Source organism: Pseudoalteromonas sp. SR41-8, from assembly GCF_014163915.1.
Classification (GTDB): domain Bacteria; phylum Pseudomonadota; class Gammaproteobacteria; order Enterobacterales; family Alteromonadaceae; genus Pseudoalteromonas; species Pseudoalteromonas rhizosphaerae.
Genome location: NZ_JACJEE010000019.1, coordinates 51,973 through 74,525, shown reverse-complemented (window position 1 = coordinate 74,525; position 22,553 = coordinate 51,973). Strand labels below are relative to the sequence as shown.

Here is a 22,553-nt window from a genome sequence, read left to right as displayed (position 1 = left end):
CGGTGGCCTTTTTTAATGCCTACGATTTACGTCATGTGAAGGTGGCGCTGTTACCCATAGGCGTAGGTGCTTTGTAGCAACGTTCAATGAGTAATAATTAACTTTTAAGTTAATTGTTAGAAAAAAGTCACTTAGGTGGCCTTTTTCAATGCCTGCGATTTGAGCTGTAAGCTCTAAGCGGAAAGTTTTAAGCTGCTCGGTGTTAATATGTACTTGTAGGCGAGTGGCTTGCCACCGCGCTTATAACAGAAAGTAAATATATTAAATTTTCTTGCTATTTAAGTTGAGGAGATCTAGATTTTTACCGCTTACCGCTTACCGCTTACCGCTTACCGCTTACCGCTTACCGCTGAATCATTGTAACGTTATGATATAACAAACAAAAACAATGTAACTTTTAATTTTTATGTAACATAAAGTCACTTTTTAAGTAACAAAACCTACCTAATATGATGCTCTCATTACTACAGACATTCTTGACCAAATCGTATCAATGGAACTTAAAAATGAAAATTAATAAAATTGCGACTGCAATTGGTTTAACACTGGCGTTGTCAGCGGGTGCTAATGCAGGTGTGTTACCTGATAACCAAATGAAAAGTGATTGGTATAGCGCTGCACAGGCTAAATTAACCTCTAAAGAAACGATGGCTAATGCAACACCAGCCACTAAAGCAAAGAACGTAATTCTATTTGTTGGTGATGGCATGGGTATATCAACCCTCACCGCAGCACGTATCCTTGCAGGCCAAAAACAAGGCGCTTTAGGAGAAGAGGGCTTTTTGAGCTTTGAAGAATTTCCGTATTCGGCACAAATAAAAACGTATAACGTCGATGCGCAAACACCGGATTCAGCAGGCACCATGACGGCTATTATCTCAGGTGTTAAAACGGATGTTGGTGTTATTGGTGTTAACGAAGACATTGAACGTGGCAAATGTGCAACTGTAGCAGGTAATGAATTAATTACAGCTACAGAGCTTGCAGAAATTAAAGGCCTAGCCACAGGTATTATTTCTACTGCACGGATCACCCACGCAACGCCAGCTGCAACGTATGCAAAATCAGCTGATCGTAATTGGGAAGACATTTCCGACATGCCTGCAGATGCAGTCACTGCAGGTTGTGAAGATATTGCGTCGCAATTAGTTAATTTCGAAAAAAATCTTGAAGCGCGCTTTGCGGGTGTTGATGTTGATGGTCTAGAAGTGGTGATGGGTGGCGGTCGTCGTCATTTCTTACCAAAAGATGCTGCATTTAACTCTAATGATGCTATGAGTGCAGTCGAAGGTGATCGTACTGATGAACGTGATTTAACAGCGCAATGGCAGCAAATGTATAGCGATGGTAAATACATTACTGATCAGGCCGGCTTTGACGCAATAAATGGCGATACCAAACGCGTATTTGGATTATTTAATGAATCGCATATGCAATATGAAGCGGATCGCAGTAATGATATTGCAGGTGAGCCTTCATTAACGCAAATGACGACTAAAGCGATTGATATCTTAAAGAATAATGAAAAAGGGTTTTTCCTAACGGTTGAATCGGGTCGTATCGATCACGCCCACCATGCCGGTAATGCTTACAACGCATTAAATGACACAATTGAATTTGCCAATGCGGTAAAAGCAGCAGTAGAAAATACCGATCCAAATGAAACACTTATTTTAGTCACTGCGGATCACAGCCATGTATTTACCATTGCTGGCTATCCAAAACGCGGTAACCCAATTTTGGGTCAAGTTGTAGCAGTAGGTCGCGATACTCCAACCCTTGCAGCTGACGGTATGCCTTATACCACAGTCGGTTACGCAAATGGCTTGGGCTTTAGAGATTTAGGTGATGAAACAGATGCAGACGCTTCATATTTAGCCGCAGCAGTTGCTGGGCGTGTTGAATTAAGTGGTGTTGATACCTTAACACCGGGCTTTCATCAAGAAGCAGCAGTCCCGCTTGACTCAGAAACTCATGCTGGTGAAGATATTTCATTGCATGCTAAAGGCCCAGGGGCACAGTTGGCACAAGGCGTTGTGGAGCAAAATGTTATTTTCCACATTATCAGTCAAGCGCTCGAACTAATAGAAGAATAATGGTGATTACAATGAAAAAACTTAACTTAATATCTCTTGCTGTGGTTGTTGCGTTAGCGGGTTGCTCTGATGATGACGATAAAATTGAGTCACTGACGGTTAAAAATACGCTTGCAGTTGGCTCTGAGCAATGTATCAATGGTGGCATTGAAACCCTAACAGGTGACGACAGCAATCAAAATGGTGAGCTTGATGCAGATGAAGTAACTACAACCACTGTAGTGTGTAACGATCCTGAAACTTCATTGAATCCACAACAGTTAGCGCCGCTTACTACCAATACTTGGTATAAAGAAGCACACACTAAATTAGCTAGTAGCCAAGATAATATTGCTAATATTGTTAAAGAGTCTGGCAAAGCGAAAAACGTCATTTTGTTTGTTGGCGACGGTATGGGGATTTCAACAGTAACAGCTGCGCGTATTTTAGCGGGTCAGTTACAGGGCAAAATGGGTGAAGAACATCAGTTAAGCTTTGAAACACTACCGTTTTCAGGGTTTGCTAAAACTTATAATGTTGATGCACAAACACCTGATTCTGCAGGTACGATGACAGCAATGGCATCAGGCGTAAAAACTGATGTCGGTGTTATTGGTATTGATGAAGCAGTGGTTAATGGTAATTGTTTGTCAGGTAAAGGCCATGAATTAGTAACGTCATTAGAGCTTGCGGAAATTGCAGGTAAATCAACGGGACTTATTTCAACTGCACGTATTACCCATGCCACACCAGCTGCAACGTATGCAAAAGCGGCAAACCGCAATTGGGAAGATGTTTCAGATATGCCTGAGTCGGAAGCGGCTAATTGTGAAGATATTGCATCGCAACTGGTTAACTTTGAAAAGAACTTAGAAGCGCGTTTTGCTGGGATCGATGTTGATGGTCTTGAAGTGGTAATGGGTGGCGGTCGTCGTCATTTCTTACCAAAAGACGCAGCATATAATTCAGCTGATGCAGTAAGCTCGGTAGAAGGCGATCGTACTGATGGCCGTGATTTAACTGCTGAATGGCAAGCTCAGTATCCAAATGGTCAATACGTAATGGATCAAGCAGGTTTTAATGCGATTGATGTGACTAACACTAAACAAATTTTTGGCTTGTTTAATGAATCTCACATGCAATACGAAGCTGACCGTGGCAATGATATTGCGGGTGAACCATCGTTATCAGAGATGACAGCAAAAGCACTGGATGTATTGGATAACAACGAGAAAGGCTTTTTCTTAACGGTTGAAGCTGGACGAATTGACCATGCTCACCATGCGGGCAATGCCTATAACGCTTTAAGCGATACCATTGAGTTATCAAAAGCGGTGCAAGTGGCGCTTGATAAAACCAGCATTGAAGATACGCTGATTATTGTTACTGCCGATCACAGCCATGTATTTACTATCGCAGGCTACCCAAAACGCGGTAATCCAATTTTAGGTAAAGTGGTTGCCGTTGGTGAAACCGAGCCAACACTTGCTGCCGATAACATGCCATACACCACTGTAGGTTATGCTAATGGTGGCGGCTTTAGAGATTTAGGTCAGGAAACGGATGCTGATGTAGGTTACGACTTTGCCCCAGTAACCGGTCGTGTTGATTTAACCGATGTGGATACACAAAGTCCAGGTTTCCACCAAGAAGCACTTGTGCCGCTGTCATCTGAAACTCATGCTGGTGAAGATGTTGGTGTTTATGCAATTGGCCCTGGTGCGCATTTGGTAACAGGTACTAACGAGCAGAGCTTTATTTTTCACGTGATGGATTATGCAGCTGACTTAGTAAAACAAGCGGATGCTAAAGTTACAAATTAAGTAATTGTCATGTAATACGCTTTACTAAAGAGCAACTCAAAACTGAGTTGCTCTTTGTCATTAATCTGCAAAATAAACACATTACAGTGACCCACGGTATTAAATCGAAAAGAGAATCCAGTGAAAAAAATTATCCTATCTTTAGCGTTAATAAGTCCATTGGCCAGTGCCACGCAGTGCGCGTTGGACAGTCAATATGTGCAAGCAAGCTATCAGGTTAGTAAGCAAGTTGCGGGCAAAGCTGTGGCTGAATCTCAACAGTTTACATTATGGCGAACACCCCATCAGGTTGCAGAGCAAGGCCTTGAATTAGTTGAAGTGTGGCAACAGTTGAGTAATCAGCAAATTCGGCCAATTCGTTACTTTCAAACACCGCAGCGTGGTATTGAATATCAACCTTCAGAGGTGCAAGGTCAGCAAGATTGGAGTACTAAATACCAATTAGTTAGTGATGATTTTATTGCTAAGATGACTTTAACTGATGAGCAAGGTGATGGCTGCAAGAAAATACAGCATTATCAATTAGTGCAAGGTGATACTACGATTGAGCTTGCATGGTTGGTAAATCAAAAGCTGGTAAGCGCAATGAGTATTAGTAAACCGCAACTTACTCAAACATTAACGTTGGGCACTGTGGACTTTAAAAAAGCTCCGATACAGCAGCAATTTGCCCTATGGGATGCTTATCAAACGACTGACTATGCGGATATCGGTGATAACGAAGGCGACCCATTTTTAGCCAAAATGATTAACTTAGGATTTATCGAGCATGGTGCGTCGGGCTTTTATGATGCTAATGGTAAAGCGCTTGGTGGTGGGCACAGCCACTAAAAAGAGCCGAGTGTTAAAAGGCCAAGTTCCAGTTTCAAGATTAATAGCCAGATGGAAAGGTTTGTGTACCACCAACCGATATTCCCGAATAGGGCAGCTTTAGTGTGATCACCGCTCAACAAGGGCGGTGTTTTCAATTATGTTCTCCTTCATAAATGATCTGAAATGCAGCTAGTTATGCTTAATTTAATTGACTAAAAAAGCACTCAGGTGCTTTTTTTATTTTTGTTTGCCCCAAACTCTCAGTTATAGAGTGTATATAGAATGGGAGTAAAAGTATGGCAAAGCACGTGGTAATTACAGGTGCAAATCGTGGCATCGGTCTTAATTTATGTCAGCAATATTTAGCAAAGGGATATCAGGTAACTGCAGTGGTCCGAAGCCCTAGTGCCGAACTTAAAGCGTTAGATGTAACTGTGATCAGTAATATTGATGTTGCCAATGCAGCAGATATCGAAACGCTTGAGAGCCAATTGCACGGTCATAAGATTGATGTGTTGATCAACAATGCCGGTATTTTCCATAATGAAAGTATGGCAGAGATGGATTTTGATACCATCAATCAACAAATTGCAGTCAATGCGGTAGCACCGATCCGAGTGACTCATGCTTTGATCCACAGTTTAGGTGTTGATGCTAAAGTCGCTATGATCACCAGCCGTATGGGTTCTATTGCCGATAATGGTTCTGGTGGTTATATTGGTTATCGTATGTCAAAGGCTGCACTTAATGCCGCATCAGTGAGCTTAGCTCATGAATTAAAAAGTAAAAAAATTGCTGTTGGTTTATTTCATCCGGGTTTTGTGCAAACGCAAATGGTTAATTTTGCAGGCGATATCTCAGCAGAGGAATCTGCACAGCGCTTAACACAGCGTATTGATGAACTAAATCTCAGTAATAGCGGTGGTTTTTGGCATTCAAATGGTGAAACCCTGCCTTGGTAAATAATATTTAATGTAGGTTATCTTTAATAGCTAAACAGGCTGTAAATCAGCAGTCAGTTTAGCTAAATTTAATTAATTTTTGCTATAATGCTGTCATATTAACGATTTAAGTATTTGAGAGCAGCACATGGAATTAGAGCAAGATAGTAGTTTAACCCTTCCGTTATTTCTTTTTGATGAGACCTTAAATGAGCGAGATTTATCGACTCCAGATCTTTCAATAAGCGTACTTTTAGATGACGATTTACTGACCCAGCTTTGTCAAAATCCAGCACCGGATAGCAGCATTGCTATTACTATTTCAGATTATATTGTAGAAGCCCATAACCCGGCGTTTGCAGACTTAGCAAGCGATGCACATCAAGCACAGCTAACTTTAACGCGTGGACCATTATTGAGCGCAGTACTCGAGACCCAATCAGAGCAAACATTTGTGTCCCCACAAATGGATATGATGCCGACGTTTGACTTGGGCGATGAGGACGAGTAATTCGATGAGAAAGTCTTTTTTGCTGAGTGCACTAATTATTGTGCTCAGTGGCTGCGCTTATTTAGGTGCCGCTCATTACAATGAGCTATTCGGGCCAGAGCAAACACAGCAGCGTATGGTTGAACATAACTCAGGTAGCGGTGCTGAGTTTTTACAACATGTACAACCGGTGATCGAGAGTCGCTGTGTGGTTTGTCATGGCTGCTATGATGCACCATGCCAACTGAAACTTTCATCTCCAGAAGGAATTGACCGCGGCCTAAGTAAGGAACGTGTTTACAATGGTACTCGTTTATTAGCATCGACTCCCAGCCGCTTACTTTTTGATGCAACGAATACTAGCCAGTGGCGTGATAAAGACTTTACCCCTGTATTGAATGAACGAGCGCAAACAGAGCAAGCAAATCTTGCCGGTAGCGTGTTGTACAACAGTTTAGTGTTAAAAATGAGCTCACCGCTACCAAATGATGAGATTCTAGGTGATGAGTTTGATTTTTCTCTGGATCGCTCGCAAAGCTGCGCCACTATAGGAGAATTTGACAGCCTTGCCAACAGTCAACCTCATTCCGGGATGCCATATGGGTTACCTGGTATTTCGCGTACTGAATTTAAGCACCTTGAAAAGTGGCTTAAAGAGGGCGGTAAAATGGCGCATATTAAACCGCCAAGCAAAGCTGCTTTAGCTCAAGCACAACGCTGGGAGAGCTTTTTAAACCAAGACGATTTAAAGTATCAATTAACAGCACGTTATGTGTTTGAACATTGGTATTTAGCGCATATTTATTTTGCTCAAGATGATGAAAAAAGCTTTTTTAAATTGGTGCGTTCGAGTACGCCACCAGGGCAGGACATTGAGTTAATAAATACCCGCCGCCCTTACGATGATCCTAAAGTGGAACGTGTGTATTATCGCTTAATGCATGACCGTTCGACTATTTTGGCAAAAACGCATTTACCACTGGCACTGAATGACAGTAAGTTAGCTCGCTTGTACAGCCAGTTTATTGCGCCTGATTATCACGTTGAAAGCATGCCAAGTTACTTGCCAGAAATAGCATCCAACCCATTTAAAGTGTTTGCCGACATGCCGGTTAAATCTAAATATCAATTCATGCTAGATGAAGCTGAATTAATTATTATGGGCTTTATTAAAGGGCCTGTTTGTCGTGGTCAAATAGCGTTAAATGTTATTAATGATCATTTTTGGGTGGCATTTGCTGATCCTGCTAAAGTTGCAACGCCAGAAGTGGGTGAAATGCTGCTACAACATGAAGATGCCTTGGCATTGCCAGCGGCTGAAGAAAGCAATACTTTAGCTATATCTAGCTGGGTCAAATACGCCAAACGTCAGAATACTTACCTTAAAGGCAAGGTTACGTTGGCAAATAGTATGTTCAAAAATGGTGAAAACCTAACCACCGACCTATTATGGCGTGGTGACGAGGTAAATGATAATGCTGCTCTGACTATTTTCCGCCATTTTGATAGTGCGACTGTGGTTAAAGGTTTTATTGGCCAAGAGCCAAAAACCATGTGGGTATTAGATTACGCACTTTTTGAGCGGATACATTATTTATTAGTTGCCGGGTTTGATGTCTACGGTAATGTTGGCCATCAGTTGATCACTCGTTTATACATGGATTTTTTGCGTCTAGAAGGCGAGCAAAACTTTTTAGCATTGTTACCTAAGCCACAGCGTAAAGAGTTAAAAGCAAACTGGTATCGTAAAGCACCACCGAGTTTAACTAATTTCTTTGAAAGTGGTGATAAGTTTAGTCAGCCAACAGGAATTGACTACAAAACACAGGATCAACAACACGAGTTATATGGCTTAATTAAACAAACGCTAAAACCGGTGTTAAGTCCGCGCTTCGATTACACACAAGTACCAGAGCCGTTACAGCAATTAAATAATATGCCTGCAAAAGCAATTAATTTACTGCCGCAAATCTCGTTTATATTAGTGAAAGACGGTGCTGCAGAGCATCAAGCGTATACCGTGATCCATCACAATGCTCATTATAATATTTCTAGTTTATTGAACGAAGAAGGGCAGCGCGCTTATGCAGAAGATACAGTCACCATTGTGCCTGGTTTTATTGGTGATTACCCTGAAACAATTTGGTATTTGAATAATCCACAACAACTTGCATCATTTGCCGAGCAACTACCATTGATGCAAATAGAAGCCGATTACAGAGCATTAAAGAGTCAGTTTGCAATTCGCCGAACACATCCGCAATTTTGGCAATACAGTGATATTTTGCACAAAGTTGCCAAGCAATACCGTGGTGTGGAGTACGGTTTGTTTGATTATAATCGTTTAGAAAATCGTTAATTATAAAAGCAAAATTAATAAACCCCGCATTTAAGCGGGGTTTATTTTTTTCATTAATATCATTGCTTAAAGTGTCGCTTTATCCCCTTTGGTCTACACTTATTAAAAAAAATAGGGCCTATTATGATTCAAATTATTGCTAATATTCGGTCGCGTTATCGTTGGGCGTTATTAGCGATAGCGATTCTCTCGAGCGCGAGTGCTCTGCTTATTCAGTTTATGTTTTTTGTGCAAAAAGATGATGCTCATATTATCAATGTTGCGGGTAAGCAGCGGATGTTGTCACAAAAAATCGCTTGGCATAGTAATGCCTTGGTTACTGAGATTGGTAGCAATATTAAATTACACCGTGATGTATTAGCTAAAGCGAGCGCAGAGTTTAGATCAGGGCATGAATTTTTAGTGCAACAGCATTCTAATGGCGATTATTTATATTTAGACGACCAGTTAGTTGCTTATTATTTTTCATCACCAATTAACCTTGCGCAAACGTCGCTAGCGTATTTGGCTAAAGTGCAGCTACTGTTAAATGCTCCTAGTGCAAATACAGCAGAAGAGCGATTTACAGTTGCTGAGGTTGAACGCTTGCTCAAGGAGCTTGATGGTGCAGTCTCGCTATTTGAACAACAAGCAAAGTTCAAAACCCGAGTGCTGTCCAACTTAGAGCTGGCTTTTTGGCTATTAACTTTAGTGTTGCTATTCATTGAGCTGAAATTTATATTTCAGCCTATGGAGCTGCAAATTACCGCTGCGATTAATAAATACCAACAACAAAAGTTGCGAGCAGAGCAGATAAGCACTTATAAAGAGCGCTTTATCGCACGGGCAAGTCATGAATTTAGAACACCGCTACAAGGGCTGGTAGACTCGATTGAGCAACTTCAGCTATCAGAATCTCAGCAAGCATTGCAAAAACAAGCAAAATATTGTGCCAGCAGAATTGTAAGTATGCTGGATGAGTTATATGAACTACAGCAGTTTAATACTGGGCAATGGCAGTTAAAATTTATCAAGCGTAATTTAATAACCACGCTTGAGTCGGCTATTACACCTTTTCAGTTTGCCTGTGATAACAAACAGTTAAAGTTTGAAGTAAAACTCAGTTCTGAGTTAGATCGCTATACAGAGTTTGATCATTTACGATTGCAGCAAATCATTACCGAGCTACTTAGTAATGCCATTAAATTTACTAGCACTGGGCAGGTTTCAATATCCGTTAGTTACCAAGATGGTCATATTAAAATAGTGGTCGCTGATAGCGGCGTTGGCTTTGCTCAATGCTATCCATATTTAAATCATCATAGTATAGAACAGAGCAATGACTTTCAGGGCTTACAAACCGGTTTGGCACGTGTGCAACATATTGTCAGTGCTATGCAAGGCGGCGTTGAGTTTAAAGATGTCATACCGCATGGTGCACAGATTAAGATCCGTTTGCCATTATCTAAAGCTGCACTAATAACGAATCAAGGCAACTTACCCGCACAACTGCATTGCTTAATCGTAGAAGACAATTTATTAAACGCGACAATTTTATCGCGAATTTTAACCGAGCTTAATTACACGGTTGAAGTGGCTGAAAACGGTTTAATAGCAACACAAAAAATCGCGGAGAGTGAGTTTAATGTAATTTTTATGGATTTGAACATGCCGGTTATGGATGGCTTTCAAGCGATAGATATCATTCGCCAAGAATTAAATTCAACGGTTCCGATCATTGTGATCACCGCCAACACTGCGCCAAGTGATTTAGAGCGAACTTATGAACTTGGCTCTAATGTACATGTTTATAAACCATTTTCGGTTGCGGATATTAAAAAAGCCCTCATGAATGTATTTAACGAGGGCTGATAATTTTTAGTGGCTGATTTTTATATCACCTACACCGACTTTAACGTTAATGCGGTATTGGCCGTCACCGTTATATTTACTAGTTGAGGTGACCAGCTTACGGCTATGTTTAGCATCATTTTTCATGCCTGCTATTTTGGTGTCGCCAACACCGCTATCTAGGGTGATCGTTTGATAGTCAGCTAACGCGCTGCTGATCCTTACTGCGCCCACACCGACATCGATGCTGGCAGTATTAGCAAAATTATTTACTTCAATATCGCCCACACCTAGCTCTAAATCTATCGCCATGGTTGTTGGTATACTTACCAGCCAGCTTTGTTGCACATCGTCATTATCAATCGAGAGGCTCAGCTTATCGCTACTTTGTTGATGTTTTAAAGTGATATCTTCAAGTGCAACATCATCACTAAACCAATTATCATTTTTCGCTTTTAGCTCAATCGACACGGTTACTTGGTTACCTTGATGGGTGCTAAGTTCTAGGTTGCCAACGGGGACGTTGATCGCCAATGCCTGCTTGGCAGTGACATCAAAGGTCTGTTCAATTTTTTGCTCAGCATGAGCAGCTAAACTACTGGTTAATAGAATTACGGCTAAACTAGAGATACTAAGTGTATTCATTATTTTTACTCGTTGTTAATGGCTTTATAGATTAGACGTTAGCAGATTTAAAAAGGTTTAAACCGCGTGAATTTTATTCTATAGCCATGCTAATAAAAGTCATGTATTTTCAAACTAATTAATTTAAGAGCTAAAAAGGATCGCTGTGCAGTCAATTAAACTCAATAATGTGACGGCTAACCTTGGTACCAATGAACGCGAAAGTTTTCTCGTAAGTAATCTAACTTGGCAGGTTGAGAGCGCTCAGCATTGGGTGCTGCTTGGCGGTAACGGAGCAGGAAAATCAGCCATAACAGCAGTATTACTCGATCAAGCTAATATTGTCAGTGGTACACGAAGTTGTGATTTTAAGCGTACAGAAATAGTCTCTTCAGATCTGCAAAAGCAATTGATTACCGCTGAGTTATTAGCTGATCAAGACGACATCATCGATGGTAAAACCAGCCCTAAATTGGTGTCAGAGCTGATTTATCAGCAATCAGGCCCATATTTTGATCAACAGCTATGTCAGCAGTTAATTACAGGGTTTGCTTTTGAGGCATTGCTTAAGCAACGTTTGCGCGCACTCTCAACCGGGGAAACACGTAAACTAATGTTAATTAAAGCACTGAGTAATCGCCCCGAATTGATTGTGCTTGATGAACCGTTTGACGGTTTGGATGTGCAAAGCGTTGAGCTATTACGTAGCGTATTAATCGAACTAAGTGCCAGCATGACCATGATCTTTGTGGTTAATCGGTTAGATGAAATCCCCGTATTTATTACGCATTATGGTTATGTGAAAAATGGCGAATTACAACAGCAACTAGCAACACCTGACCTTAAGCAGCGCGATGATTTATTTAAATTATTACACCTACAACAAACTGATTTAACGATTCCTAGCAAAGACGTGGCACACAGTGCCCCAGAGTTTAATGAGCCTGAGTTAGTACGGTTGCAAAATGCCAGCGTCAGTTATAGCGGTAAGGTTATTTTTAACCACTTAAATTGGACAATCAAAGCACGACAGCATTGGCAGCTCAGTGGTCAAAACGGCTCCGGCAAAACCTGCCTGCTTAACTTAATCACTGGCGATAACCCGCAGTGTTATAACAATGATATTAAAGTGTTTGGCTATCAACGCGGCAGTGGTGAAAGTATTTGGCAAATTAAGCAGCATATTGGCTATATTTCGAATGCTTTGCATATGGAATATCGGGTTAGTATTTCTGCGCTCAATACCATAGTGTCAGGCTTTTACGACAGCATTGGCTTGTATCAAAAGCCAACTCAAATTCAGCTTGATATCGCCATACAATGGTTAGCATTATTAGGTTTGAGTGAGTTAAAAAACACGCCATTTACACAACTGTCTTTTGGTGACCAACGCATGCTATTGATTGCCCGCGCTATGGTAAAACACCCCACATTACTGATTTTAGACGAGCCATGTTTGGGGCTTGATGAAGCCAATCGGCAGCGTGTTTTACTGTTAATCGAAAAAATATGCGCTGCCGGCAGTAGCACAGTGATTTATGTCAATCATCACGCTAAGGATAAAATTACCGGGATAGAGCACTATTTAGATATGGCTGATTTTAGGTAAGGAAAAGGTTCTAGGTTTTAGGTACTAGGTGCTAGGAAAAACCAGAGCAGCTCGGCGTTAAATTTATCGCCGTAGGTTGGGTTGAGAGCAACGAAACCAACGATAAAAAGTTAAAGCAGTAAGTTACCAATAAACACTAAAAAGCCAAAGTTTAGCGCTATATATGAGGAGTGTTCGTAACTTTGCAGATAACATTATTAACCGCCGTTGTTCCGAAAAATAACAGTAAGTGCTTTTGATTATTTACAAAGTTTACTATTAGTGGAAATATAAAATTGTGTGAAATAGTCGTTTTGGAGGGGATAAACCACTAAAATGGGACAGAATAAGATGTTATGAGTATTTAGCTAAGGGCTTTGAATATGTTAGATATATCAAAAAGAGTAAAACTCATTAACTCACTTCTAGAACAGAACACAGAGCAAAGCCTTACATATGCTGCTTTGGAGTGTAGGCTAACCTTAGAATACTTATGTTATGAGAGGTTTAAACTCTACTTTTCATATTTATCAGAAAATGACTTAAAAAACTGGCAGCCCAAACACATCATCAAACAAATTTCAGATGAAGTTGACAATAATGTTTCGAGGGAGTTTTCAATTTCAATATCAGATGAAAAAATAGGCGGAAGGTCACCAGAAACGAAAGAAGAATTTGAGTCAATAAAGTACACTCCCTTAGGTACTCAATCTGAACTTAAATTTAATAAACTGCATCAGTTATGGAATGGTGTTTCTAACGTTGCTTTACATATTCCAGTGCCAAGCATATTGTCTGATAACATTAGTATTTATGGGAATAAAGATAAAATCAGGAAGAAAGTTTTGGAAGTAGTTTCATTTCTATTAGGAATGAAGGGCAATCTCTTGATGGGTGGTTCTTTCGGAGAAGAGTATAGCTTTAATTGCTTTTCTTGTGGCACTAAAATAAAACGACCAGTTAAAAACTTGCAGAATAAAACAGCTTTAAGCTGCATAAATCCAAAATGTATAGAAAGCTACTTCGTGAAAAAAGATAAAAATGATAAATTTGAATTAATTAGAAGCATCTTCAAATTTTCATGTATAGGTTGCAATGAAGACCTAGTGGTACCAATGAGAGTATTTTATGATTTACATTTCAATCAAACTCTCAATATTCGTTGTGGTAAGTGCGATTCTTTGTCAGGGGTTATTATGAGACCTTTGATGAAACCTACCTAAATAGAAGAAGGTATTTATTTGAAATTAGCACTTTTTATAAATTAAGTACTAAGATTTTAGTTTTGTTAACAAGCTAACTTTCAGGTGACTACAACAAAAGAAGAATAGTAGAGAAAACTGACACCCATCTTTTAATTTGCATTGCTCTTACGATGTTAGCGCAATATTTCTTTAAAGCGCTGCGTCTCTTTTCCTCGTTGTGAATAATTCACTAATTTTTTTTGCACAAAGAGTAATGAATGAGCAGTAAATGAGGGGAGCAAAATAGCAACTCGGTTATGGTTGAACCACCAAGAACAATAAATTAAAAATGAGTGATTCTACAGGCTCGTTATATTTTTCAGAGCGCGCGGTTAACATCCATACTTTTGTGTATTATTCTCACGATTAAAATTTGCTTTGCTTTATGTTCTTTATAATAAATTACGTGACTACCTTGAGGCTGTTTTCGATAACCCTCTCTTGTGTAATCGCAATTAACCCCCAACATAGGTTCGTCGGCTAGTTGCTGGAAAGTACTATCTAACAGTTTTAAATAGTCATTTCTTTGCGCAGTCCCCCAAGTTAACTGAGTATATTTGGCTATTTTTATTAAATCGCTTTTGGCTTTTCCTGATAATTCGAATTTCGACATTAGTGGTTATCTTTATCCAGCTCTGAAATCAAAGAATCATACGAGTAATCAGCAACGCCACTGTTTTCACCTTCAATTAGCATATTGCGTAAATTCATTGTCTTTATTTCCTGATCTTCTAGGGCTCTTAAGCCAGCACGTATTACTTCACTTGCTGAACCATAACGACCTGAGTTAAGTTGCTGATTTATAAAATTATCGAAATGATCGCCTAATGTTACGCTTGTATTCTTAGCCATGATGTAAAACCTTTTAAATACCAATATATATTGGATTATGGTATGAAAAATATATCAAGGCAATTAAACGAGCAAAAAACAGTTTGCTTTTTCTTGGACCTCGCCAGTTTTAGGCAGCTGCTTAGCAAAGCGCTAGTTTTGGGGGGCGTGTGAATAATCGAGTTTTTACTGGAGGCCAAGGATCAGGTAAAACATCAGTTATAGAAGGAAAACAGAAAACTGACGCCCATCTTATAATTTGAGTGTCCTTACATTATTAGCGTTATATATTCCTTTAAAGCGCAGCGTCTCTTACCCTCGTTGTGAATAATTCAATTAAAGATCTTTTTTCATGGTGCAGTCGGGAGGCCAGCATCGCAGGAAGGGTATTGTGAGTATTTACATAGAAAGCGACGAGCAAACGTGAGTAATTGCTAAAAACCCTTAGCCTAGTATTTAACTTCGTATAAACCCCCAGTCAGTAATTCGCAAGCTGCTAACTTGCAGTCATTCACATGTATTAAATTTAGGTTTTACAGCCCATTGACAGTTTTTTCTGTAAGTAGAATAGATATTGTTGAAAAGTAAATAGAGCAAATTAGTCAGCTTTCTGGTTGTTGTCCTAAATGAGAATATTAAGATGGGTATCACTTTATTCTCGATAAAATTAATCTAGGATTTTTCTATTTAACTCTAAAGGTAGGTTTTTTCTAAGATTAATACCATTCACTATTTCATTGTTATGGCTTAGTTATACCAATTCGAATAACAAAGGATGTACCAATGAAACTCAATCACTACTTACTTACATTTTGCTGTGCTATTGGCAGCGCTCATCTTCATGCTGACGAATTTGCTAACGCTGGTGGCCATGCAACAACGAAACCGATAGAGCCGATTATGGCCACTATTCCTGCTGGCAGTTTTGCTATGGGATCTACCAAAAAAGAAAGTACCCAGCCTGTTACTAACGTCAATGTTAAAGAATTTAGTCTGGGTAAATATGAAGTCACCGTAAGTGAATTTCGTCGTTTTATTGCGGCAACAAATTATGCTGCACCAAAAGAATGCCGACATGAAATGAACGGGTGGTTCTTACAGTATTCAAAAGGCAACTGGGAAACTAATGCCTTAAATACCAGCGAATTTCAGCCCGTTGTTTGTATCAATTGGCAAGCGGCACAGGCTTATACAAAATGGTTAGCGAAGGAGACCGGTAAGCCTTATCGATTACCAACCGAGGCTGAGTGGGAATATGCCGCTAGAGCTGGCACTAAAACCGATTATTATTTTGGTGACGATCCTGATAATACACAAGTGTGTAACTATGCCAATGTTGGCGATTTATACGGTGAAAGTATCTTGCAGCGCGACAGTAATACTAGCTATTACAACTGGAGTGGCGATATTGCCCATTGTAATGATCACTCAGCTTACGCCAGCATTGTTGGTATGTATGAGCCTAATGCTTTTGGTTTGTTTGATGTATTAAGTAATGTACAAGAATTCTTAGCTGATTGTTATGTGCGAGGCTATAAGCATATCGCTAATGATGGTTCAGCTTACGTAAGTGACGAGTGTGAGCTGCGTGCTGCTCGAGGTGGTAGTTGGCATTGGAGTCATAGTCCGCTATTTAGTCGAGGCGCTATTCCAGAAGATTTTGCTGGCGGCGTTGATGGCTTTAGACTCGCACTTGATGGAGCCGCCCCCAAACTAGCTAAAAGCAGTCAAAAATTTCAACGTGAGTTAATTTTTGCTCAACAACAAGAGCAAAAGCGCCGAGATAATCAGCCTGCTATTCCAGCCCAAGTGACTAATGTTGTATTAACGCAAACAGACGATTCGGTAACGCTAACGTGGGATAAAAGTGAGGACAGTGATGTCGATAGCTATCGTGTTTATCGCAATTTACTTTCTGGTGGTATGTTTAAGTTACTTGCAAGCAACCTGACTCAAACAACGTTTACAGATAAAAATATTGGGCAACATAAATATGACTATACCGTGGTGGCTGTTAAACAGCATCTGCAAAGTCACTACAGTAAGCCGATAACCATTGAACCAGGTTGGATAAGTGTTCCCGGTAAAGTAGAAGCTGAATGGACAGTCGAATTTAGTGATAGTGTAATTTCTTTTAGCTCTGATGGTGAGCGCTTTGGTAGCGTCTTAACGGGGCCAGATGCTATAGGTAAAAACGCTGTTATTACTTATCAGCTTAATGTCGCCAAAGCAGGGTTTTACCAACTTGAATATCGTGTTGCAGCCGAACGAGATACCAAAGGATTTGACGTCTATAGTAATGAAAAAAAATTGGCTGAAAACCCAGTACTTAAAACCGGCGGTTACGATAAATGGCAAATTCAGCAAGGCTCTCTGGTTAAGTTGAAACAAGGTAAGAATACACTAACCCTAAAATCTCGCGACAATAATTGGAAACTGAATTGGTTATCCTTGAAAGCGAGTTAATACCTAGTTAGAAAAAGCAAAAACTACTTGGGTAGCTTTTTAGCGTGGCTCTTGAAATATGCTTGCTACCCTTACTAGCTCGATAAAAAAGAGCAAAAAAATTTTTAAATAGCGTTTTTAAAGATTAAGCGTAAGTAATTTATCTTTATTATAACGTCGCCAATTCTCACCCGCATGCTCAGTAATATATTGAGAATAGAAGTCGTAATTTTCAGAGTCATTGTTATCACTACATAATAACAACGCAACATCCAAACTCAGGTTTCTGTCACCAGAAAGTTGCGCTTGTTCAAAGGTGCGTTTTGCTAAGCGATTAAAGTCCTTTGTTTGTTTACTGGCTTGGGCAAATAAAGTTTTTAGATAAGAGTTTTGTGGACTATCAATAGATGTAGTCGTTACAGATAAATTATCAATCAATGCCTTGGCTTCCGCCAAGCGATTTTCATCAAGGTAATATTGTAGCAAACTCTTGCGGCTACTTTGCGCAACCCAGTGGTCAGGCGTTAATTTGGTAAAGTCGAGTACTTGTTTAAAATGAGGTTCTTTGTCTGCTGGTGTTTGGGCAAAAATAGCATAATGAAAGGGGATTTTAGCAAAGTGATATGGTGGCAAGTTATACGCTTTCATTTTACGTTCAGCTTGTTGTAAATAAAGGTATTGGTCTGTTGCTTGCTTATTTTTATAAGCTAAAACTGAAAGGTAAGTGAGAGCATCTAATTCACGCAGTATATCGTTAACCTGCAGTGATAATTGCGCGGATTTGAGCAAACTTGCTTTCACCGCATTGTAGTTTTTATTTTGGTGATCTAACCAAGATTGAGCAAACCAGGCATCTGCTAGGCGCTTAGCATCATTAATCTTTTTGAATTGAGAAATTGCGCTGGCGAGTTTTTCTGAACTGAGCTCAAACAATTCTTTTCTTGTTAAAATTTCACTTTGTAGTAATAGGGCGTTACCTAATTGTTGTGTGTTTTGTGCTTCAATAGCAAAATTAGCAAGTTTATCAGCCATTACCATGGCTTTTTCAAACTCTTCCATTTGAATATAAAGCATCGCCAACTTGCCTAAGTTAATAAAGTCGTTAGGTTTGCTTTTATGGGCGATAGATAACTTAGCCAGCCTTATTTCAAGTGACTGTGGTGACATTAATAAGTCATAAATGTAATCTTGTGATAAGTGCTGTATTAGCTTGCTTATCACTGCTTGATTGGAAGAACCTGTTAATTGTCCGCGCCAGTCCGTAATAGGACCTTTCAAGATAAAATCTAGATAGGTGAGTGAATTATAGGTACGTACGTTGGCGGTTAGTATCAGTGGATGCTTATCAGCAAGCTTTGGATATTCACTCTCAATCGATGTTTCAAAGTGCAAAGGGCTTAGTTGGGGTAGTTCTGTAAAATCAAAAAATTCATCATCAGCGAGCTTTATAGTGTTGTTACTAAGGCTTTGAGTAAAAGGTATATAAGCAATGCCAATTGCAGCAGGTGCGGCGACTTTATCAGAACTATGTGGGAATAGGATTAAGATTGCTGTGGCGAAAACAACCAGTAAACTTGTGAGCAAAGCATAAAATCCCATAGGCTTTTTTTCTGCAGGGCCAACTTTAAATATATCGCTTGAGTTTATGTCAGACGTTGCGTTAGCACCGATTTTTTGTGTCAATGGCATAGTTGCTATTGGCTTAGCTTTAATTGTAGTAGTCGTAATGTTTACAGATCGAGGCTCAGTTATTACTGCTGTTTGTATTTGGCTTGTATTCAATTGCCATTGATAACCACGCTTAGGGAAAGTTTTAATCGCGCTATTACCAAAAACAGCTCTTAGATGGCTAATATTTTGAAATACAGCCTGTTCAGACACCACTTTATCGTGCCAAACCTTAGTTAAAATAGCATCTTTACTAAAAACTTGTGTGGAATCAGAAAGCAGTAACGCCAATAGCTTAGCTTCATTAGGACGAATATCAATATCGTCGCCATTTTTGCTGAGTATTAAGTTGTTACTGTCGAATTCAAAATCTAAAAAAGTATATCGCATTATTTAAAGTATTTAGTTTGCTGCTACTATAATCCAACATCATCTTAACCGACCTAATGTTTAAAGGGGAGTATTTATCAATAGCGTGATGACAAGATTAACAGTTACATCATCATCAGCCTCAACTTATCTATGTATTCAAATAAAAGCCTTACCCATTTTGAATAAGTGCATGATTTCGACATGTTGAATTCAGAAATGAAAAAAACGTTCCTACATTTATCAACCAAATAGTAAGGTCAGATATCAGCTACACAACCTTAGCAGAAAGACCTGTCTATCTGCTAAGGAAGTTATATTTACTAATACTTAACAAGTAGCAAAAATAAATTGAGTATCTCTCTATTTATAAGCGAGTTACGCTAAATCCCTGATCTTGAAATTGCTTTAACAAACCGTGTTGTTCTGGCAAATGCAGGGCGCCTACGGCGATAAATAGTTTTTCTTTACCGATGCGAGGCGTGAGCTCTCTAACCCAATTATTGTTACGTTCAATCAGCATTACTTGTTCGCTGATCTCACCGTAGTTGCTGTCGTCAAAGCTTTCATTGTAATACTTAGTTAAGGTCGCCATATCACCATTTTTCCATGCATTAACTAAGCTAATAAAGTAGGTTTCAACGTCGGCAAGCTGTTCAAACGTTTCTTCAATCATTTCGTTACTTAACAACGATAGATTATTAAACATCTCCATTTGATATTCGAGAGTTTCTAATTCGCCAACTGGTATATTGTTGGTTTTTGTATAGGCAAGTACTTGCTTATCAATGCCATATTGATCGGAAAAACCAATATTTTGAAATTCGATTTGCAACATAGTAACCATTACGGCCCATGGCGCCATATTGTTAAACATCGCAATATCAATTGATTTGTTGCTGAAGTATTGGTCAAGCTTCTTATAGTTTTGTTCCGAAAGCTCAGTTTGCAGTGTTTTGCCATTTTTTAGCATCATAAAAGGCATTGAGCGGCGCTGCATTTCCATCGGGCTAATTGCACTAACATTGACTTCAACAATTACTTTATCACTGGCATCAAGCGCGTCGGTTACTTTTTTAGGTAGTCCTTTCATGGTGGCATCACCGACATGCACAGTGCCAAACAAATATGATTTAACACCATTTTTTTCTAATTGCCACAACCCAGGTTCACTGTGGCTAGCAAAACTAATACACAGTAAAAGGGATAAAATAAAGTAACTGCTAATACGCTGAGTGAGGTTCATAATTGTCCTTATTGGTTGGGTATATATCCATATTAAACCAATACGCTTAATTGGGTAACGTTAAAATTAATGCTAAGCGAGAGTTTGGCTTGTTTTTTGCGCTGATGGTAAAGTTATTGAGATTACATAAACTGTTCACTATCGCTAGTCCCAAGCCGTGGCGTTGGTTATTCGTTCGTGAGCTATCAAGCTGGTAAAGGGGGGCAAAAATAGCCTCTAGTTGTTGTTCACTTAAAGGCTTAGCTAAAGCGTTACATAGCGTGATTTTGGTGTGATATTCAGTTTGTTCGACCTGTAAGTTGATAGGTTGGGTGCTAAGCCCATAAAACAATGCGTTATCGAGCAAGTTAGATAAAATGGTATGCAGGCAAAATCGATCAGCGGTGATCATCAGCTCAGTTGCAACATTTAGCAGTAAGCGCTGCTTAATATCGGCATGTTTAAACTGCAGTTCATTGCTTAATTGCGTAATAAAGTCACTTAAATTAACGCTTTCTAAATTGAGCTCTACAGCGCTACTACCAGCGCGCTGTAATAGCAGCAAGTTATTGACGATGGTTTTCATACGCTGAGATATAGCCAATATATCGCTGGTATATGTGGCGCTAATACGCTCATCATCAGGGTAGCGCAGTGCCACTTCTGACAAGCTGATCAGCTCAGAAATTGGCGTTTTCAATTCATGGGCGATGTCGCTGGTTAGGCGTTTTTCATTTTGATAGAGCTGTTGATTGGTGGTAATAAATTTATTCAGCTCATTACGAATAGGTTCAATTTCCTCTACCTGAAAGTCACTTTTGATAGTTTGTGAGGCGCCAGTGATATCGAGTAATTTTATTTGTTCATTTAAGTTGTTCAGTGGAAAGAGGCCACGATTAACGATTCGAGTGACTAAATAACGTACTCCAAAAACTGCGATAATGCAGGTCAGAATAAAAACCACATCAATAATCAGCAATACTTTATTTAATGATGAAATAGGGGCTGCGATAGTTAAAACCATGGTCTTAAAATGACCGCTGCCGCGTGCTGCTTCGTCTTCTTGCTGGGCAATGAAGTGGCTGATCATGGCGCGACCCTCTTCACCGTTAGGCAAAGTGTAATCAATAATTTTAAATTCGTTAATGGGGATAGCGAAATTGGGTAAATCAATATTTTGATATAGTTGCAATGAATCTGATTTTTCAAACGTCTGTTGTTCGTGCCATAGCTGATAAAATTCGCTGGCATTAGCCTGCTCATATTCAGACATAAATTCGCCAGCAAAATCAAACTCTAGTTTGCCATTATGATCTTTTACTAAGGTTTTTAAATAATTAGATTTATTAGATAACGATTGATGAAATTGGTTTTCAACCCAAGAATCAACGCTCAAATCGACAGTTAAAAAAATAGTAACCAGAATAATCGACAGTACGGCACTAATATTATTGACGAGTTTACGCTTGATAGAGTGACGTTTAGTTTTTGGCAACTCAGTTTTGAGAAGCAACATAACCAAATCCACGTTTATTCTTAATTGGTAGTTCGCCGCCTAGTAGTCGTACTTTTTTGCGGATCGCTGAAATATGTGCTTCTAGGGCATTTTTTGACAGCATATCAAATTGGCCGACCACGGCTTCGCTGATCATCTCAAGGCCTAATACCCGTTCTTTGGCACTAAATAAGCACTCAATGATTTTATATTCGTTGCGAGTAAGGTTTATGGGTTGCTGCTGATAATGCAGTGTTTTTAAGCTCAAATCTAACACGCATTCACCTACACAGAGTGTGTTTTGCTGGTTTTGTAATTGGCCTCGCCGAGACAACGCCAGTACTCTGGCATGTAATTCTTCAAACGAAAACGGTTTCGTTAGATAATCATCAGCACCTTTCATTAAGCCGTTTATTTTGTCTTGTGCTTCAGAGCGAGCGGATAGAATTAATACCCGAGCTTGACTCGAGCTGCTACGCAGTGCTTTGAGAATACTCATGCCATCAACACTTGGTAGCATTAAGTCGAGAATGATTAAATCATAGTCGCCACACAGTGCCATACTTAAACCTTGTGAACCATCACCGGTACCGTCCACGGTAAAACCGAGATTATTAAGGCCTACGTCTAGGCTGCGCCTAAGCGGTTCAGAATCTTCGATTACGAGTATTTTCATGATCTTAACTTAATTAAATAACACGGTTTGCCTTGCTGCTTTAGCAAGGCATCAGTG

17 protein-coding genes are annotated in these 22,553 nt (G+C 39.6%); 10 read left to right on the top strand and 7 right to left on the bottom strand.

The window, feature by feature from the left end; translation table 11 throughout:
• Positions 1-506: 506 nt before the first annotated feature.
• The 7 genes from H5162_RS13710 (at position 507) to H5162_RS13680 (ending at position 10,352) form a co-directional block, all read left to right on the top strand.
• A complete protein-coding gene (locus H5162_RS13710; RefSeq protein WP_182778780.1) occupies positions 507-2,096 on the top strand; it encodes an alkaline phosphatase in 1,590 nt (529 codons plus the stop codon).
• An 11-nt stretch (positions 2,097-2,107) separates the two neighbouring features.
• The gene (locus H5162_RS13705) at positions 2,108-3,898 is read left to right on the top strand and encodes an alkaline phosphatase (protein WP_182778779.1); all 1,791 of its coding nucleotides are present in this window, start codon (positions 2,108-2,110) and stop codon (positions 3,896-3,898) included.
• 120 nt (positions 3,899-4,018) lie between these two features.
• Positions 4,019-4,729, top strand: a complete 711-nt coding sequence (locus tag H5162_RS13700) for a hypothetical protein (protein WP_182778778.1) — start codon at positions 4,019-4,021, stop codon at positions 4,727-4,729.
• Between the two features lie 278 nt (positions 4,730-5,007).
• Positions 5,008-5,673, top strand: coding sequence for an SDR family oxidoreductase (locus H5162_RS13695; protein ID WP_182735044.1), 666 nt, complete (start codon positions 5,008-5,010; stop codon positions 5,671-5,673).
• Between the two features lie 127 nt (positions 5,674-5,800).
• Positions 5,801-6,163, top strand: coding sequence for a hypothetical protein (locus H5162_RS13690; RefSeq protein ID WP_182731668.1), 363 nt, complete (start codon positions 5,801-5,803; stop codon positions 6,161-6,163).
• Positions 6,164-6,167: 4 nt separating this feature from the next.
• Positions 6,168-8,501 (top strand): fatty acid cis/trans isomerase, encoded by a 2,334-nt coding sequence (locus H5162_RS13685; protein ID WP_182735045.1) that lies wholly within the window; start codon positions 6,168-6,170, stop codon positions 8,499-8,501.
• Positions 8,502-8,624: 123 nt separating this feature from the next.
• Positions 8,625-10,352 (top strand): response regulator, encoded by a 1,728-nt coding sequence (locus tag H5162_RS13680; protein WP_182759982.1) that lies wholly within the window; start codon positions 8,625-8,627, stop codon positions 10,350-10,352.
• 6 nt (positions 10,353-10,358) lie between these two features.
• Here the strand turns inward: H5162_RS13680 and H5162_RS13675 are convergent, their stop codons facing one another.
• The gene (locus H5162_RS13675; RefSeq protein ID WP_182778777.1) at positions 10,359-10,976 is read right to left on the bottom strand and encodes a hypothetical protein; all 618 of its coding nucleotides are present in this window, start codon (positions 10,974-10,976) and stop codon (positions 10,359-10,361) included.
• Between the two features lie 145 nt (positions 10,977-11,121).
• Between H5162_RS13675 and H5162_RS13670 the strand changes: the two genes are divergently transcribed.
• A complete protein-coding gene (locus H5162_RS13670) occupies positions 11,122-12,564 on the top strand; it encodes an ATP-binding cassette domain-containing protein (protein ID WP_182778776.1) in 1,443 nt (480 codons plus the stop codon).
• Positions 12,565-12,926: 362 nt separating this feature from the next.
• Entirely contained in the window at positions 12,927-13,766 is an 840-nt protein-coding gene (locus tag H5162_RS13665) for a hypothetical protein (RefSeq protein WP_182759980.1), read from the top strand.
• Between the two features lie 340 nt (positions 13,767-14,106).
• Here the strand turns inward: H5162_RS13665 and H5162_RS13660 are convergent, their stop codons facing one another.
• Positions 14,107-14,400, bottom strand: coding sequence for a type II toxin-antitoxin system RelE/ParE family toxin (locus H5162_RS13660; protein ID WP_182778775.1), 294 nt, complete (start codon positions 14,398-14,400; stop codon positions 14,107-14,109).
• Positions 14,400-14,639: a type II toxin-antitoxin system ParD family antitoxin gene (locus tag H5162_RS13655; RefSeq protein WP_182758660.1), complete on the bottom strand. Its 240-nt coding sequence runs from the start codon at positions 14,637-14,639 to the stop codon at positions 14,400-14,402. The genes H5162_RS13660 and H5162_RS13655 overlap by 1 nt, the downstream gene beginning before the upstream one ends.
• 762 nt (positions 14,640-15,401) lie before the next feature.
• Between H5162_RS13655 and H5162_RS13650 the strand changes: the two genes are divergently transcribed.
• Positions 15,402-17,084, top strand: a complete 1,683-nt coding sequence (locus H5162_RS13650; protein WP_182778774.1) for an SUMF1/EgtB/PvdO family nonheme iron enzyme — start codon at positions 15,402-15,404, stop codon at positions 17,082-17,084.
• A 117-nt stretch (positions 17,085-17,201) separates the two neighbouring features.
• Here H5162_RS13650 and H5162_RS13645 read toward each other — a convergent pair whose 3' ends face one another.
• The 4 genes from H5162_RS13645 to H5162_RS13630 all read right to left on the bottom strand — a co-directional run bounded on the left by H5162_RS13645 (position 17,202) and on the right by H5162_RS13630 (position 22,496).
• A complete protein-coding gene (locus H5162_RS13645) occupies positions 17,202-19,121 on the bottom strand; it encodes a transcriptional regulator (protein ID WP_182778772.1) in 1,920 nt (639 codons plus the stop codon).
• 346 nt (positions 19,122-19,467) lie between these two features.
• The gene (locus tag H5162_RS13640) at positions 19,468-20,346 is read right to left on the bottom strand and encodes a TraB/GumN family protein (protein ID WP_145238356.1); all 879 of its coding nucleotides are present in this window, start codon (positions 20,344-20,346) and stop codon (positions 19,468-19,470) included.
• 46 nt (positions 20,347-20,392) lie between these two features.
• Complete coding sequence (locus tag H5162_RS13635; protein ID WP_182778771.1) at positions 20,393-21,841, bottom strand: sensor histidine kinase KdpD; 1,449 nt, start codon at positions 21,839-21,841, stop codon at positions 20,393-20,395.
• On the bottom strand, positions 21,822-22,496 hold the full coding sequence (locus H5162_RS13630) for a response regulator transcription factor (protein ID WP_182731675.1): 675 nt from the start codon (positions 22,494-22,496) through the stop codon (positions 21,822-21,824). The genes H5162_RS13635 and H5162_RS13630 overlap by 20 nt, the downstream gene beginning before the upstream one ends.
• Positions 22,497-22,553: the final 57 nt, after the last annotated feature.

Excerpts from the sequence above, each read along its gene's own strand:
- H5162_RS13640 (WP_145238356.1), bottom strand. The coding sequence starts at position 20,346 with ATGAACCTCACTCAGCGTATTAGCAGTTACTTTATTTTATCCCTTTTA.
- H5162_RS13630 (WP_182731675.1), bottom strand. The coding sequence starts at position 22,496 with ATGAAAATACTCGTAATCGAAGATTCTGAACCGCTTAGGCGCAGCCTA.
- H5162_RS13660 (WP_182778775.1), bottom strand. The coding sequence starts at position 14,400 with ATGTCGAAATTCGAATTATCAGGAAAAGCCAAAAGCGATTTAATAAAA.
- H5162_RS13695 (WP_182735044.1), top strand. The coding sequence starts at position 5,008 with ATGGCAAAGCACGTGGTAATTACAGGTGCAAATCGTGGCATCGGTCTT.
- H5162_RS13635 (WP_182778771.1), bottom strand. The coding sequence starts at position 21,841 with ATGTTGCTTCTCAAAACTGAGTTGCCAAAAACTAAACGTCACTCTATC.
- H5162_RS13680 (WP_182759982.1), top strand. The coding sequence starts at position 8,625 with ATGATTCAAATTATTGCTAATATTCGGTCGCGTTATCGTTGGGCGTTA.
- H5162_RS13650 (WP_182778774.1), top strand. The coding sequence starts at position 15,402 with ATGAAACTCAATCACTACTTACTTACATTTTGCTGTGCTATTGGCAGC.
- H5162_RS13675 (WP_182778777.1), bottom strand. The coding sequence starts at position 10,976 with ATGAATACACTTAGTATCTCTAGTTTAGCCGTAATTCTATTAACCAGT.
- H5162_RS13685 (WP_182735045.1), top strand. The coding sequence starts at position 6,168 with ATGAGAAAGTCTTTTTTGCTGAGTGCACTAATTATTGTGCTCAGTGGC.
- H5162_RS13705 (WP_182778779.1), top strand. The coding sequence starts at position 2,108 with ATGAAAAAACTTAACTTAATATCTCTTGCTGTGGTTGTTGCGTTAGCG.
- H5162_RS13710 (WP_182778780.1), top strand. The coding sequence starts at position 507 with ATGAAAATTAATAAAATTGCGACTGCAATTGGTTTAACACTGGCGTTG.
- H5162_RS13645 (WP_182778772.1), bottom strand. The coding sequence starts at position 19,121 with ATGCGATATACTTTTTTAGATTTTGAATTCGACAGTAACAACTTAATA.
- H5162_RS13690 (WP_182731668.1), top strand. The coding sequence starts at position 5,801 with ATGGAATTAGAGCAAGATAGTAGTTTAACCCTTCCGTTATTTCTTTTT.
- H5162_RS13665 (WP_182759980.1), top strand. The coding sequence starts at position 12,927 with ATGTTAGATATATCAAAAAGAGTAAAACTCATTAACTCACTTCTAGAA.
- H5162_RS13655 (WP_182758660.1), bottom strand. The coding sequence starts at position 14,639 with ATGGCTAAGAATACAAGCGTAACATTAGGCGATCATTTCGATAATTTT.